The following is a 15400-nucleotide window of genomic DNA, read 5'->3' as shown; positions in this document are numbered from 1 at the left end:
CGAAGAGTTCGGGCCTCAGCCCCAGGAGACGATCGGCGGCACATGCTGGTCGGGCGTCAGCTCGATCGCGTCGACCGGGCAGCTCAGCCGGCAAAGATGGCAGATCTGGCAATCGTCGGGATAGGCGATGAACGCCTTGCCGGTCGCGGCATCGAGCCGGAGCACGTCGGGCGGACACGCCTTCACGCAATTGCCGCACCCGATGCATCCACGGATCTGACTAACTGGCATCAGGCTATTCCTCGCGCTTGGAGCTGGACGTCCTCGCCGGGCCAGACGCGCGGATAGCGCTCGCGATAGGCCATGGCGGCGGGCGGGCGCCACGCGTCGGGCAGCGGGCGTTTTTCGAGCACCATCCCCTGTTCGCCCTTGCGCATGACGACGAAGCAGAACCAATTGGCATCGTCGCGGAACGGATAGTCCTCGCGGAAATGCGTCCCGCGGCTCTCGGTACGGAACAGGCCCGCCCGCAGCTTCATCTCGGCGTTGAGCAGCATGTTCTCCGCCTCGATAGCTACGCGCAGCTGGTGGCCGTCGCCCGCCACCATGTGCGGCACGACGCGGCTGCGCAGATATTCGATCGAGGCGAGCGCGCCGTCGAGCCTGCGGGGGTCCTTGATGTAGAGGATGTGCAGGGGTGTCATCGTGTTGCGCAGCACCTGCGTCACCCAGGCGGGGCTGAACCCTTCCTTTCGTACGCGCGGCGCGAACAGCGCCTCGATCTTGCGGTCCAGCGCAGCGCGGTCGACGCGGCTGGCGGGCGCCTTGCGCACATAGTCGGCCGCGCTGCGCGCCGCGCGCCGCCCCTGGATCGCCGACCCGAACGACGCGAAGCCGCGCCCCGGATAGAGCGGCCCGCACAGCATCGATCCCAGCGCATCGCCCGCGGCATAGAGCCCAGGCACGCCTTCCGCGCCGCAGCTATAGTCGGAGCAATAGACGCCCTCGCCCTTGTGCACCCCCATGCCCGCGGTCGCGCCGCCGACGCGGAAGCCCTGTTCGGGCACCGATCCGTCCTCGGGCGGGCCGCCGAAATCGAGCGTCAGGTCCGATCGCGCGAGGAACCCCTTGCCCACATAGTTGCGGTTGGCGATCTCGTGCGGCGATGGCTTGCGCGGCACGCCCGGCTCGGGCGGCGGCTCGCCGCCGGGGCCGCCGCCCGGAACGCGCATCAGCCGCCCCTGCGAGACGTTGACCGCATTGCCCAGCGTCAACCCGCCCATCAGCGGCTCGGGCGGACCTACCATCACATAGGCGCCCTTCACTGTCTGCGCCCAACGCCAGCCGTCATAGGAGGCGGCGGGGTCTTTCGAGAAGGTCGGGTGGGTGTCGTGGAATTCCTTGCCGGTGATCCAGGCGCCAGCATGATAGGCGAGCGCGTCGCCATCGAACGTCTGGCCCCAATTGGGAAAGCCGGGGCTTTTATACGCCCCCGCGCCCGCGCAGGAGATCACCGCGCGCGCCGCAAAGCGCACGGGCGCGCAGGGCGCATGGCTGTCGTCATAAGTGAAGCCGAGCGCGCCGTTGACGCGGCCCGTATCGTCCTGGAGCAGCGAGGTGACCATCACCCGCTCGACTAGCGCCACCCCCGCATCCTCGAGCAGCCCGCGGAACACCGTCGATCGTTCGAACGGCCGCACCGCATGGCAGCCCCAGCGTTCCAATATGTCGAAAATCTCCATCGATTCGTCGAGGAAGATGTCCATCCATCCGCGGTTGAACAGCCATTCGGTGTTGATCGCGAGATTGTCGATCCACTCCTTGCGGTTGTAGATCGAAGGGTCGAATGGCCGGCTGTCCGAGGCCCATGGAGAGAGCCCCGACCAGCCGACAGTCCCCTTGTCCACCAGCGTGACCGACATGCCCTGGCGCACGGCCTCCAGTGCCGCGAATACGCCGGCGAAACCGCTGCCGATCACCAATATGTCCGACGCGTGCCAGCCGCTGGGCCTTGGTACACGCGTCGACGGGCTCTGGTTGGTGACGATCAGCGGCGCTGCCAGCGCCACCGCGGAAAGCCCCGCGATTCGCCCCAGATCGCGGCGGCTATATCCGCTGGAAGGCGCTTCGCCTTCGGGAGTCTCGCCGCGTTCCTCGTCCATTTTCCGGTTGTCCGCTCTCACCCGTTGCGCTGAACTATTGCTTGACTCGCCAGCTTGCTGCCGTTGTACGAGACCCGATGAAAAATTCAAGTGAGCATTTGAAATGAATGTTTCAAAAGAGCGGCGCGGCACGCGCGACCGGCTGCTCGACGCGGCCTGCGACATATTCGTCGAAAGAGGCTTTGACGACGCGACCGTGGCGGAGATCTGCGCGCGCGCAGAAGCCAATGTCGCCGCGCTCAACTATCATTTCGGCAACAAGGCCGCGGCCTATCGCGCCGCCTATCTGCGCGCGTTCGAAGAGAGCGCCGTGCAATTCCCCTTCGCGGCCGATGCGGCGCTCGCGCCCGAGGACCGGCTCGCCGCGCATGTCCACTCGATCCTGAAGCGCATGAACCATGACGGCGAGGCGTCGCGTTTCGACAAGATGCGTAATTGGGAGGATATCCGCCCGACCGGCATCGTCGACGATGTCGACGAGGAAGTGCTGGCGGCGGCGCGCAGCCATATGCTCGATTGCCTCACTGCAATCATCGGCGCCGAGGTGACGCCGGAGCAGCTGCTGCTGTGCGAGGCGAGCGTGCTCGGGATGGCGCGCATGGTGCTTCCGTTCAACCGGCGCCACATCGCGCTGTTCGCCCATCGCCGCATCGACGATGCGATGATCGACACGCTCACCGCGCATATCGTGGCGGTCGCGCTCGGCGGACTGCGCCACGCGATCGCGCGGGACCAGCGCTAGAAGCCGAATTCCTCGTACAGGATCGTCTGCTTCGGCACGCCGAGCCGGATCAGATGCGCCACGACATGCTCGACCATCACCGGCGGGCCGCAGACGAAGATCAGCCAGCCGGCAATCTCCTCGTGTGGCGGCAGATGCGCCTTCAGGAAATCGGGGTCCATCCGCCCATGATGGTGCGCGCCGATGGAAGCATCGGTCTGTTCGAGCGCGATCACCTGCCGGAAATCGGGCAGCCGCGCCTCCAGCGCGCTCAATTCATCCTGCGCCACCAGCTGCGACGCGGTGCGGTTGCCGTAGAGCAGCCGGATGGGCAGTCGCGCCTGATCGGGCGTCAGGTCCCGCAGCACCCCCAGCATCGGCGCGATGCCCGCACCGCCCGCGATCAGCAGCACGCCCCGCGCCGACCGCCCGGCCAGCGAGAAATCGCCATAGGGACCGTCGACGCGGATCCGGCTGCCTGGCTTCAGCTGCGCAAGCTGGCGCGTGAAATCGCCTAGTTCGCGGATCACGAAGCGCAGCACCGGCAGTTCCGAGGGCGCGGACGCGATCGAGAAGGGATGCTCGTCGCGCAACAGCGCGCTGCGCGAAGCACCGATCCAGGCGAACTGCCCCGCCTCGAACGCGAAGGGCAGCTTGCGGTCGTTCTCGAGCACCAGTTCCCAGTCGCTCGCGCTCGCCTTGCGCACCTCCACCAGCCGGAAGGTCTTCGCGTCCATCGCGCGCGCGCGGCCGGTGAGCCCCCAGAGCGCGGCGAGCACCGCGGCGGTGCCGCCCGCGATCCAGATCCAGTTGAACAGCGGCTGGAGCTGGCCGTGGCGCCCCACATCGATCGCGTGGAGCACGCCCAGCACGGCGACGGCGCCGAAGCCGATCGTATGGCTGTAGCGCCAGGCCTCGAACGACAGCCCCGCCTTGGCCTTGGCGATCGACACCAAAGTCCAGACGATCAGGATCATCCACGCATAGACGCCGGTGGCGACGCTGGCCTGGGTGAAGCTGAGCCACAGGTCCGACCAGACCAGCTCCGGCGCGAACCACATCCGCGGCAGCACGATCAGGAACGGGTGGAGGAAGAAGAAGATCGCGATCCATTCGCCCATGCGGCGGTGGAGCGACATCGCCTGATCGATTCCCATCAGCCGGTAGAGCCAGCGCCCGCGCGAGGAGAGCGCGAACTGCGACAGCATCATCGCCATGAAGACGATGTTGAGCACGCTGACGATCGAGGCGAAGACGTGGTTCCACTGATAGGCGATCGACAGCGACAGAATCGCCGGTATCAGGATCGCAACACAATAGAGGATCAGCGAGGTGCGCGCGCCGGTCCTGCCGCGGCGGCTCGGCCAGGCCTGTGCCGGAAAGTCACGCTCGCTGCTGCCCATCGCCATCATACCTTGTTTCGCGCGCCGGTTCGCCATCGGCAATCCCGGAAGCGCAACAACGGCCGCCGGCGGGGAACTCCGCCGGCGGCCGCATCCGTCAGAACCGCGTGCCGATGGTGATGCCATAGGTGCGCGGCGCACCCAGGTTCACAGTGCGGCAATTGCAGTTGAACGGCGGATTGATCAGCTGACCGGTCAGATACTCGGTCTGGGTCAGGTTCCTGCCCCACAGATCGACATACCAGGACGCCATATTGTAGCGCAGCCGGGCATTGAACAGGCTGTAGGCATCCTGCCGGTCGAGCGCCAGGTTCGCGCGGTCGAAATAGGTCGCCGAGTGATAGGACCAGTCGACGCGCGCGAGCAGCGAGTCCTCGCCGAGATGCACGGTATATTCGGCACCGGCGGCCGCGGTCCATTTGGGCGCGTAGTTCAGCCGGTTGCCCGAGAAATCGGTGGGCGGCATCGGGATCGAATATTGGTCGTAGGTCGCGTCGAGATAGCCGACCGATCCGTCGATCGCGAAATCGTCGGTGGGCTGCAGCTTCAGTTCGCCCTCGATACCCCAGATCGTCGATTGCGCCGCATTGTCGGTCAGCGGGCCGTCGCCGGTGAGGCGAAACACCTGCAAATCCTTGTACTTATAGTGGAATGCGGTGACGTTCAGCGTCATGCGCCGGTCGAAGAAGCGGTTCTTCGACCCCACCTCGATCGCGTCGACGAATTCGGGTTTGTACGGCACCTGGCCCGTCGTCGGGTCCACCACGCCGCCGTTGAAATCGAAGCCGCCGCTCTTGTAGCCGCGCGAATAGCTCGCGAAGAGATTATGGTCGCGCGCGAACTCATAGGCCAGGCTGAGGCGATAGGTGAACTCGGCAAAGGAAACCTCGCCGTGCGTGGGCGCTTCGTAGCCGGTCAGGCCCGGCGTCCCCGCGCGGATGCCGGTGGTGATGTCGATCTGGCCGCCGCCGGTGCGGTTCTGGACCTTGTTGTCCCAGGTGTGGCGCAGGCCCGCGGTGGCGATTAGCCCGGGCGTGAGCTCATAGGAAAGCTGCCCGAACAGCGCGTAGCTTTCGGTCTTGTGGTTGACCACGCGGTCCTGCTTGACGCCGCCGCCGCCCGGCACGGCGCCCGCCGGCAACGCAACGCTCGTCGGGATCAATCCAGCCGGCACGATCGTCTGGAAGCGCTCGGTCAGTGCCTCATGATAGAAATATGCGCCGAACAGCCACTGGAACGGCGATTTGGTCTGCGACAGCAGGTTGAATTCCTGGCTGAACTGCGACGCGTCATTCTTGCGGTAGCGCGTCTCGATCGGCAGCTCCGAATTGTCCGAATCGACCAGAATCTCGTTGGTGTTGGTCTGATAGGAGCTGGTCGAGCGCAGCAGGATCGCGTCCGACAGATCGACATCGGCTTCCAGATCGACGCCCTTGATCAGCAGGTCGACGAATTCGGGCGCGTCCTTGCGCACTTCGTAGAAGCCGGTCGGGCGCGGCAGCACTGCCTCTCCGGTGCGGGTGCGCGCGAGGTTGAACACGTCCGCCCCCACGCGCTGACCGGCGGAGCCGATGCCGACATTGCCCTGGGTTGGATAGCCGTTCGCCGAGACGATATCGGTGCCCAGATACCGCGAGCCCGGGCCGGCGCCGCCGATTTTCTGGAAATAGCCGCGCAGCAGGATGTCCGTCCCCGCGGAAGGCTGCCAGCGCAGCTGCATGCGCCCGCCAAAGGTCTCCTTGTCGTTATTGTCGCGACCCGAAGGGTAGAGATTCTTCAGATAGCCGTCATGGCTCTCGCCGAACACCGCGATGCGCGACGACAGCGTGTCGCTCAGCGGCACATTGACCACGCCGCGCACGCGCAGCTCGTTATAATTGCCATAGGTGAAGTCGCCCGACCCTTCGACACCATCCGTCGTCGGCTTCTTCGTGATGATGTTGATCGAACCGCCCGTGGCGTTGCGGCCATAGAGCGTGCCCTGCGGCCCGCGCAGCACCTCGACGCGCTCGATATCGAAGATGTCGGTCGCGGCAGCCGAGTTGCGGCCGACATAGACGCCGTCGATATGCAGCGCGACGCCCGGATCGCCGCCGCCGACCAGTGTCTCGGTGCCGACGCCGCGCAGCGTGACGCGCACCACATTCTGGCCCGCGGACTGGACGGAGAAGTTCAGGTTGGGCGTCGATTCCTGCACGCCGCCGAGATTGGTGTAGCCCTTCCGCTCCATCTCCTCCTGCGAAAAGGCAGTGATCGAAAGCGGCACCTTCTGCAGGCTCTCGGAGCGTTTGGTCGCGGTGACGACGATCTCGTCGGCGCCGAATACCTCTTCGCCCTTCTGCTGCTGCGGCGGCGCCTCATCCTGCGCCAGCGCCGGAGAAACCATCAGCGCCGAAGCGCAGATACCGATCAAGCACGCCGCACGCGAACGACCCTCACGCATATGCGAGTTCCTCCCCTTGCATGGTCTTATATGACCGTATTGTGGGTTATGTGTATCGCATAATAGTACTTCGTCAAGCTTCAATTCGGCATATCAGGCGGAAGATCCGTCCCACCGGCGCACATATGGGCACCGATTCCGCCACCGCGGCCGGATTCGAACGCGACTGTATCGCATGGCGGCATGGCTGACGGATTGCAGCCGGCGGCCGTCAGGGGGTGGGATCGCTGCTGTGCATTGCGGCGGCAATCTCGCGCTGCGCCGCGAGCACGGCGTTGCGCAGATCCAGCGTATCGGCGAAGCGCACCGATGGGACCGGCACCGATATGGCATAGGATCGCCCGGTCGGATCGGCGAACCAGGCGCCGATCGCACACACACCAAGCGTGTGCTCCTCCAGGTCGAAGGCGAGCCGCCGCTTGCGGATCTCGTCGATCTCGCTTTCGAGCGAATCGATCGAGGTGATGGTATTCTCGGTATCGGTGGGCAGACGGGCCGGCAGCAGCGCGCGCCACTCATCGCCCTCGACGCTGGCGAGCAGCGCCTTGCCGTTGGCGGTGCTGTGCAGCGGAAACAGCTGGCCGGGCTTGGAAACCGCTGAAAGTCTGTTGTTTCCAGTTACTTGATCTACAAACAGTGCCGACGTCCCCTGCAGCACCGACAGGTCGACCGTTTCCCCCAGCTTGGCCGAGAGCTTCTGCATGATCGGCCGCACCAGCTCGATCACGTCGAGCTTCGCATTGGCGCCGAGCAGGACGAGCAGCGGCCCCAGCCGCACGCGCGCGTGCCGCGACGTGGGCGTCAGCAGCTGCTCGTCGGACAGCGCCTTGACGATGCGCTGTACGGTCGAGCGCGCCAGCCCAAGCCGCGACGCGAGCTCCGCCAGGCTGAGCCCGTCGCGCGCCGTGTTCAGTTCGCGCAGGATGCTCGCCGCGCGGGCAATCACCTGAATCCCATTGCGGTCGGCGGCGTCATTCTCGCCCCCATTGCCTCGTGCCACCTGCTCAAACCCCCTTCGTTCGATGCGACAGTATCGCGGTTTCGCGGCCTTGGCCAAAAAAACCTTGACAGAATCCCGTAGTGAAATCCACTATGCGGTACATAAATTCCGTAATGCAGTACTTAAGGAGAGTGGGATGCCTGGATGGGAGGAAGGGGATTGGCGCGACGAATCGCTGAGCCAGTTCACGCAGTCGAACCTCAGCAACGCGATGGGGCTGGAATTTTATGACCTCAGCCATCCCTGGGGGCTCGGCCAGCCCTGCTGGCCCTATTTCGAGGATGTGAAGATCGAACGGCTGCACGGCATGTCCAAATCGGGCGTGCTGACTCAGCGCATCACCACGGTGATGCATTCGGGCACGCATATCGATGCGCCCGCGCATGTCGTCGAAGGCACGCCCTTCATGGACGAGGTTCCCCTGCCCTATTTCTTCGGCACCGGCGTGGTGGTTTCGATCCCCAAGAAGAAGTGGGAGGTGATCACCGCCGAGGACCTGGAGAATGCCCGCCCGCAGATCCGCGAGGGCGACATCGTCATCGTCAACACCGGCTGGCACAAATATTACGGCGATAACATGCATTATTACGGCTACTCGCCGGGCTTCTACAAGGATGCCGGCGAATGGTTCGTGAAGCGCGGCGTAAAGATGTGCGGATCGGACACCCAGGCGCTCGATCATCCGCTGGGCACCGCGATCGGCCCGCATGGCCCCGGCGCGCCCAACGGGCTGATCCCCCACATCAATGAGGAATATCGCCAGCTCACCGGCCGCAAGGTGATCGAGGACTTCCCCGAATGGGAGCCGTGCCACAAGGCGATCCTTTCCGCCGGCATCTGCGGGTTCGAGAATGTCGGCGGCGACATCGACAAGGTGACCGGCAAGCGCGTCACCTTCGCCGCCTTCCCGTGGCGCTGGAAAAAGGGCGACGGCTGCATCGTCCGCCTCGTCGCGATCGTCGACCCCAGCGGAAGCTTCCGCATCGAAACGGGCAAGGCCGAATAGCGGCTTCCCGCCGGGAGTGGATCCATGGAAATCACGCGTTTCAACGACGCGAGGCGCTATGACGCGCCCGGGCATTACGACATGCGTGGGCTGCGGCTTCAGGGCTTCGACGCCAGCTCCGCCGGCTTCGCCTGGACGGGCCTGTCGCACTTCCTTCCCGGCGGCGGAGCCGAGATGGATGCGAGCCCGCTGGAGAAAATCTATGTCGTCGTCGAAGGCGCGGTGACGATCGAACTGGGCGATGGCTCCTGCCATGTGCTCCAGCCGTTCGACAGCTGCTTCGTCGGCGCGGGCGAGGCACGCGCGATTCGCAACGAGGGCAATGCCGTCGCCTCGATGCTGGTGGTGATGCCCTATCCGGAGGCGCGGGCATGACGCTGCCCGCCATCGATCCCTCGCGAATGTTCGATGTCGCCGGCAAGTCGGCGATCGTGGTCGGCGCGACCGGCGCCTTCGGGAAGGTCGTGTGCGCCACGCTCGGCCGGGCCGGCGCGCGGCTGACCGTCACCGGCGGCAACCGCGCGGCGCTGGACGAGCTCGTCGCGGAGCTGGCGGCGGCGGGCATCGCCGCGGAGCCGGTCAACCGCCGCCCCGATACCGAGGCGGATTGCGACGCGATCGTCGCCGCCGCGGTCGCCGCGCACGGCGGCGTCGACATCCTCGTCGTCGCCTCCGGCATGAACGATGTCGCGCCGATCATCGACATGTCGCCCGATCGCTTCCGCAGCGTGATGCTCGCCAATGTCGACGGCGCCTGGCTGATCGCGCGCGCCGCGGGCAGGCAGATGATCGCGCAGGGCGGCGGGGGCAAGGTGGTGTTTACCTCCTCGGCGCGCGGCAAGCTTGGCCATCCGGCGGGCTATACCGCCTATTGCGCGTCCAAGTCCGCCGTCGACGGGATCACCAAGGCGCTTGGCTGCGAATGGGGGAAGCACGGCATCACGGTCAACGCGATCGCGCCCACCGTCTTCCGCTCGCCGCTCACCGCCTGGATGTTCGCCGATGACGACAAGGCAAGAGCGGTGCGCGAGGGCTTTCTCGCGCGCGTGCCCGTCGGCCGGCTGGGCGAGCCCGAGGATCTGGCGGGGCCCCTGCTCTTCCTCTGTTCGCGCGCGTCCGATTTCCACACCGGGCACATCCTCTACGCCGATGGCGGCTATACGGCGGGGTAAAACACATGGCGGAACCGCGCATCGCGGTGATCGGCGGCGGGCTGATGGGCGTGGGGATCGCACAGGTCTTCGCCTCCGCAGGCCATGAGGTCGCGATCCACGAACCTTTCGACCAGGTCCGCGCCACAGTCGCAGAGCGCCTCCGCGCCGATCTGGAGCTGACCGGCGGCGATCCCGCCGCGGCGGCGCGCGTCACGGTAACCGCCGATCTTGCCGAGGCGGTCTCCTTGGCCGGTTTCGTCACCGAGGCGGCACCCGAGCGGATCGAGATCAAGCGCGCGATCTTCGCCGATCTGATCGCCCACGCGCCGCGCGACGCGATCCTGGCCAGCAATTCATCGGTGATGCCGATCGGCAGTATCGCGGCGGGATTCGATACCGCCGATCGCATCGTCGGCACGCATTGGTGGAACCCCGCGCCGCTGATACCTCTGGTCGAAGTGATCCAGGGTTCGCACACGTCCGACGAGACGGTGACCATAACGATGGCGCTGCTCGAAAGCATCGGCAAGGCACCGGCGCATGTCCGCAAGGACGTGCCGGGCTTCGTCGCCAACCGGCTGCAGCATGCGCTGTGGCGCGAGGCGATCGCGATGGTCGCGGACGGCGTCTGCGACGCGCGCACGCTGGATCATTGCGTCAGGAACAGCTTCGGCCTGCGCCTTCCAGTGCTCGGCCCGCTCGAGAATGCGGACCTGGTCGGGCTGGATCTGACGCTCGACATCCACCGCACGATCATCCCCGAGCTCGATCGCTCGGCGGGGCCCCACCCCCACCTCGCCGCACTGGTCGAGGCGGGGCGGCTGGGCTTCAAGTCGGGCGAGGGATTCCGGCCATGGACGGACGCGGAAAAGGCGGAACTACGCGCCGGTCTCGCCGCCCATCTGGTCAAGGCACAGCGGGAGAGGGCGGCCAAATGAGCAGGAATCCGGTAACGGGGAAGGAATTGCGCGCGGTGGGGATCCTGTCGCTGGGCTTCGGCCTGGTCGGGATCGACCGCTTCCTGATCTCCACCATGTATCCCACCATCGCGCGCGACCTGCATCTCGATTATGGCGATATCGGCACGATCACCGGCGCGCTCGCACTCGCCTGGGGTATCGCCGCGCTGCTGATGGGCAATCTTTCGGACCGGATCGGCCAGCGCCGCGTGCTAGTAGGCTCGCTGATCGTCTTCTCGCTGCTGATCGGCGGCAGCGGGCTTGCGGCGGGCCTGGGCGGGCTGGTGTTGGTGCGTGTGGTGATGGGCTTCGCCGACGGCGCCTTCACGCCAGCGAGCATCGCCGCCACCGTCAACGCCTCCCCGCCCGAACGCCATGGCCGCAATGTCGGGCTGCAACAGACGATGCTGGTGCTGTTCGGGCTCGGCCTGTCGCCGCTGCTCGTCGGCTTCCTGCTGCGCGAGGGCGTGGACTGGCGCTACATCTTCCTGATTTTCACCATCCCCGGCCTGCTGATCGCCTGGGCGACCTGGCGCATCATCCCCGATGCGCCGAAGCGCAGCACCGAGACGAACAGCTTCCAGGACTGGAAGACCGTGTTCGGCCATCGCAACATCCGGCTGCTGATGGCCGGCATGTTCTGCTGGCTTACCTGCCTGATCACCACCAGCGCCTTCCTGCCCAATTATTTCGTCGATCACCTGAAGCTCAACGAGCTCAGCATGGGCGTGGTGATGTCCGCGATCGGCTTCGGCGCGATGGCGGGCACGATCCTGCTCTCCGCGCTCTCGGACCTGATCGGGCGCAAGCCGGTGATGATCCTCAGCTCCATCGGCGCGCTCGGCGCGCTGATCGCGCTCAACATGGCGGGCCCCAATATGTGGCTGCTCTTCGCGATCCTGTTCCTCATCCATTTCTGCAACAACGCGCTGATCACGCTCACCGTCGGCCCGATCGCGACCGAAACCGTGCCGATCGCGCTGATGACCACCGCATCGGGGATGGTGATCGCGGCAGGCGAGCTGCTCGGCGGAGGGCTCGCGCCGATCCTGGCGGGGCAGACCGCTCAGGCATTCGGCATCGATCACATATTGTGGTTCCCGATCGCGGCCATGGCCATCGGTGTGCTGATCAGCCTCGCACTGCGCGAAACCCATCCGGAGAAGCTGCGTCCATGAAGAACAAGGTCGTCATCACCTGCGCCATCACCGGCGGCATCCACACGCCTACCCTGTCCGACGCGCTGCCCTATACCCCTGAGGATATCGCCCATCAGGCGATCGCCGCGGCCGAGGCCGGCGCCGCGATCCTCCATCTTCATGCCCGCGATCCGGAGACGGGCGCGCCGACGGGGAACCCCGACATCTACCGGCGCTTCCTGCCGGTCATCAAACAGGGCTGCGACGCGGTAGTGAACATCACCACCGGCGGCAGCCCGGACATGACCCCCGAGGACCGGCTCGCCGCCGCGCTGACGTTCAGCCCGGAAATGTGCTCGCTCAACATGGGGTCGATGAACTTCTCCTTCCACGGCATGGGCGCGAAGGTCGCCGAGTGGAAATTCCCCTGGGAGCAGCAATATATCGCCGACAGCGAGAAGTTCATCTTCCGCAACACCTTCGCCGATATCGCGCGCAACTACGAGCTGCTGGCCGATCACGGCACGCGATTCGAGCATGAATGCTACGATATCGGCCATCTCTACAATCTCGCGCATTTCGGCGATCGCGGCATCGCCAAGCCACCCTTCTTCATCCAGAGCGTGTTCGGCATTCTGGGCGGGATCGGCGCGGACGCGGACAATGTCGTGTTCATGCGCCGCACCGCCGACCGGCTGTTCGGCAGCGACTATGTCTGGTCCGCGCTCGGCGCCGGGCGCCACCAGATGCCGGTGGTGACGCAGGCGGCGATGCTGGGCGGCAATGTCCGCGTCGGGCTGGAGGACAGCCTGTTCATCGGCCGCGGCAAGCTCGCCGCGTCCAACGCCGATCAGGTCGCGAAGATCGTCCGCATCCTCGCCGAACTGGGGCTCGAACCCGCCACCCCGGCCGAGGCGCGGACGCTGCTCGCGCTCAAGGGCGGCGACCGCGTCAAATTCTAGCTCAGAGGGAATGCCGCAGATGGGATACCGGATCGCACCCAGGACCATGTTTGCCGCCGCCGCCATGCTGCTGGCGAGTTGCGCCACCGTCTCCGCGCAGCCCCAGCCTGCGTCGCCGGCTCCGACCGCCGAACAGCCGGAGCTGATCGCGACCATCCTGGGATCGGGTTCGCCCGAATACCGCGCCGAACGCGCGAACGCGTCGGTGCTGATCCGCTATGGCGACACGCGCATCCTGGTCGATATGGGCAACGGCGCCCAGGCGAGGCTGCACCAGGCGCAGGTGCCCGAGGAATCGCTGGACGGGCTCTTCTTCACCCACCAGCATCTCGATCATAACGAGGAATTCGTACCGATCTTCATCCACGCGCTGCTGGGCGGGCGCAAGTTCGTGGTCGCGGGGCCGGCGCCGATGGCGGCGATCACCGCCTCGGCGCTCGCCAATTACGACGAGGATATCCGCTATCGCCTCGGCCGCATCGGCAAGACGCTGGAGGACGCCGAAAAGGACTATACGCTCACCGAGCTGACGGGCGGCGAGGACTTCACGATCGGCGGGATCCGGGTGCGCACGGCGCACGTCAACCACAGCATCTACACCGTGGCGCTGCGCTTCGACGCGGGCGGGCGTTCGATCGTGATCTCGGGCGATCTCGTCTATTCGGAAACGCTGCCGGTGCTTGCGCGCGACGCGGATTATCTGATCATCGATTCGGGCGGCGTCATCAAGAAGGACGGCCGCACCGGACCGCCCGGCGCCCCCGGCGGGCTGCGCAACGCGCGCGCCCATGTCACGCTCGACGAGACCGGCCGCATGGCGAAGGAGGCGAATGTGAAGGCGCTTGTCCTCACCCACTTCGTCCCGGGCGAGAATGACGAAGCGGCGACCACCGCGGTGCTGCGCCGCTATTTCCCGGGCCCGGTCCTGTTCGCACACGACCTGATGGAGGTACCGGCGCGGGACGAGTAAGCCGCACCCGCCCGGAACGCATCGCCGCGCCCTCCGCTCGCGGCGGGCGCCCCCAATTGCCGGAAATTCTGTGGCTGCGGGCCTGATGAAGGCCCGCCGGTAGCGACTCCGGCTGCCGTTACGCGCGGGTTTGTTCGCGCCGGATGCGTTCATTAGTCTAGCTGCACCATCCGCCCGGCGGCATCGACCAGCTTGGCGTCCAGAAAGGGATGGAGATGCGCCACGGTCGAGACGAGCGTCTCCAGATCACTTCCGATCCGCGACTGGCAGCTCACCGGGCTGATCTCGGTCACCTGAACTGGAGGTGCGAAGCGGGTTCACTACATCCCGATTCCCAACCCTCTCCCACGCACCAGATCGAACCCGTGATTGAACGCCAGTTCGGCGCCTAGCGTGCGACCGCTGTCGATGGTTACGCCGAGTTCGCGCTTGCGATTGGCGAGGATCGATTCAACCTGCGGGTCGCGCTCCAGCGCCTTTGCCATGCCACGCATCTCGTCGTGCATCGCGCGTCGACGGTTGTTGTCGCCCGCGACATAGGCTCGCTTTGCGGCCTGGCTGAAGCGGTTCCAGCGTTCCACGAACCGGTCCGCACGCTTGTTCGGATCGAGCCGCACTTCGCGCTCATGAATGATAGCGCACCGTGCGCGCTCGGTGTCGCCGCGGGCCGCTTCCGGCGCAAGCGACGGGTCGCGTGCATAGGCAACCTCCGCATCGCGCGCGGCATGTTCACGCAAGCCATTCAGGTCGCTCGCCGACACTTGCAGTTCGCACGCCTGCTCTTGCGTCGTGGCAAGGCCGCGATCCTGCATCTCGAAGATGGACTGCACCGCGCGCGCATGCCGCGCGATCACGCGGCTTCGAACTTCGACGGCGCTTTCCTTCGGCTGCAACGACGGCTCGGAATCGACGCGCAGTTTCAATCCGGCGAACCGGTTGCGCGCAGGCGTTGTTGTGGACTGACGATCCTGCTTCGGCCTCCGGGTGTAGTCAGACGCCATGTCCTTCCCGCGCTCGCGCGACATTGCACGCACGAGCCTCCCCTGATCGGCGAAGTCATCGCGCCCGTAATGAAGATCGACGCTGTCGCGATGCCGCGACAGCGCGACATAAGCGGCATGCCGATCGAGCCCCGGCGTCGCCAACACGTGCACGCGATCGACCGTGACGCCCTGCGCCTTGTGAACGGTCGCGGCATAGCCGTGATCGACGTTGGCATAGTCCTTCGTATCGAACGCGACCGATCGGCCATCGTCCAGCATCACCGCCATGCGGCTCCGCGTGACACTCTCGATGGTCCCGAGCGTTCCATTCTTCACGCCGAGGCCGCGCTCGTTCTTGAGGAACATCACGCGGTCGCCAGTGGCGAACTCCCTTCCGCCGCGCTCGGTGCTGACTGCGACATCTTCGCCAAGCTCGCCGCCGGCTCGAAGTCGCTCGCGCGCGGCTATGTTGAGCGCACGAACCTCGTCATTGGTGTGGGTGAGGACGATGCGTGTCGCGTCCGGTGACCCGCTTCTCGGCTGTCTCGACCTCGTTCC

General features: G+C 65.9%; 14 protein-coding genes and 1 pseudogene. 8 read left to right on the top strand and 7 right to left on the bottom strand.

Translation table 11 applies throughout. The features are described from left to right. Positions 1 to 15 precede the first annotated feature (15 nt). Positions 16 to 231: a 4Fe-4S dicluster domain-containing protein gene (locus tag KF783_RS04835; RefSeq protein WP_294077009.1), complete on the bottom strand. Its 216-nt coding sequence runs from the start codon at positions 229 to 231 to the stop codon at positions 16 to 18. Continuing rightward, entirely contained in the window at positions 231 to 2102 is a 1872-nt protein-coding gene (locus KF783_RS04830) for an FAD-binding protein (protein ID WP_294077008.1), read from the bottom strand. The genes KF783_RS04835 and KF783_RS04830 overlap by 1 nt, the downstream gene beginning before the upstream one ends. Before the next feature lie 103 nt (positions 2103 to 2205). Between KF783_RS04830 and KF783_RS04825 the strand changes: the two genes are divergently transcribed. Then, on the top strand, positions 2206 to 2844 hold the full coding sequence (locus KF783_RS04825; protein ID WP_294077007.1) for a TetR/AcrR family transcriptional regulator: 639 nt from the start codon (positions 2206 to 2208) through the stop codon (positions 2842 to 2844). On the opposite strand, the gene KF783_RS04820 is transcribed toward KF783_RS04825, so the two are convergent. From KF783_RS04820 to KF783_RS04810, 3 genes are all read right to left on the bottom strand, one after another. After that, the gene (locus KF783_RS04820) at positions 2841 to 4232 is read right to left on the bottom strand and encodes a ferredoxin reductase family protein (protein WP_294077005.1); all 1392 of its coding nucleotides are present in this window, start codon (positions 4230 to 4232) and stop codon (positions 2841 to 2843) included. The genes KF783_RS04825 and KF783_RS04820 overlap by 4 nt on opposite strands. A 91-nt stretch (positions 4233 to 4323) precedes the next feature. Beyond that, entirely contained in the window at positions 4324 to 6669 is a 2346-nt protein-coding gene (locus KF783_RS04815) for a TonB-dependent receptor (protein WP_294077004.1), read from the bottom strand. 211 nt (positions 6670 to 6880) lie between these two features. Beyond that, complete coding sequence (locus KF783_RS04810) at positions 6881 to 7726, bottom strand: IclR family transcriptional regulator (RefSeq protein WP_294077002.1); 846 nt, start codon at positions 7724 to 7726, stop codon at positions 6881 to 6883. A gap of 79 nt (positions 7727 to 7805) precedes the next feature. On the opposite strand from KF783_RS04810, the gene KF783_RS04805 reads away from it, so the two are divergent. The 7 genes from KF783_RS04805 to KF783_RS04775 are packed head-to-tail and all read left to right on the top strand — an operon-like array spanning position 7806 to position 13859. Next, a complete protein-coding gene (locus KF783_RS04805; RefSeq protein WP_294077001.1) occupies positions 7806 to 8675 on the top strand; it encodes a cyclase family protein in 870 nt (289 codons plus the stop codon). Between the two features lie 24 nt (positions 8676 to 8699). Continuing rightward, entirely contained in the window at positions 8700 to 9050 is a 351-nt protein-coding gene (locus KF783_RS04800; protein WP_294076999.1) for a cupin domain-containing protein, read from the top strand. Further along, complete coding sequence (locus KF783_RS04795; RefSeq protein WP_294076996.1) at positions 9047 to 9847, top strand: SDR family oxidoreductase; 801 nt, start codon at positions 9047 to 9049, stop codon at positions 9845 to 9847. The genes KF783_RS04800 and KF783_RS04795 overlap by 4 nt, the downstream gene beginning before the upstream one ends. A gap of 5 nt (positions 9848 to 9852) precedes the next feature. Beyond that, the gene (locus KF783_RS04790; RefSeq protein WP_294076994.1) at positions 9853 to 10767 is read left to right on the top strand and encodes a 3-hydroxyacyl-CoA dehydrogenase family protein; all 915 of its coding nucleotides are present in this window, start codon (positions 9853 to 9855) and stop codon (positions 10765 to 10767) included. After that, positions 10764 to 11966: an MFS transporter gene (locus KF783_RS04785; RefSeq protein ID WP_294076993.1), complete on the top strand. Its 1203-nt coding sequence runs from the start codon at positions 10764 to 10766 to the stop codon at positions 11964 to 11966. Before KF783_RS04790 ends, KF783_RS04785 begins: the two co-directional genes overlap by 4 nt. Beyond that, positions 11963 to 12889, top strand: a complete 927-nt coding sequence (locus KF783_RS04780; protein ID WP_294076992.1) for a 3-keto-5-aminohexanoate cleavage protein — start codon at positions 11963 to 11965, stop codon at positions 12887 to 12889. Before KF783_RS04785 ends, KF783_RS04780 begins: the two co-directional genes overlap by 4 nt. Positions 12890 to 12935: 46 nt before the next feature. Then, positions 12936 to 13859: an MBL fold metallo-hydrolase gene (locus KF783_RS04775; RefSeq protein WP_294076990.1), complete on the top strand. Its 924-nt coding sequence runs from the start codon at positions 12936 to 12938 to the stop codon at positions 13857 to 13859. A 152-nt stretch (positions 13860 to 14011) separates the two neighbouring features. Here the strand turns inward: KF783_RS04775 and KF783_RS04770 are convergent, their stop codons facing one another. Continuing rightward, positions 14012 to 14152, bottom strand: a complete 141-nt coding sequence (locus KF783_RS04770; RefSeq protein ID WP_294076989.1) for a hypothetical protein — start codon at positions 14150 to 14152, stop codon at positions 14012 to 14014. A gap of 27 nt (positions 14153 to 14179) precedes the next feature. Then, positions 14180 to 15400: pseudogene (locus KF783_RS04765) on the bottom strand (Ti-type conjugative transfer relaxase TraA); the annotation flags it as partial.

The sequence above is a fragment of the Sphingomonas sp. genome (assembly GCF_019635455.1).
Classification (GTDB): domain Bacteria; phylum Pseudomonadota; class Alphaproteobacteria; order Sphingomonadales; family Sphingomonadaceae; genus Sphingomonas.
The sequence above is the reverse complement of the archived record's forward strand: the minus strand, read 5'-3'. Positions and strand labels throughout refer to the sequence as shown.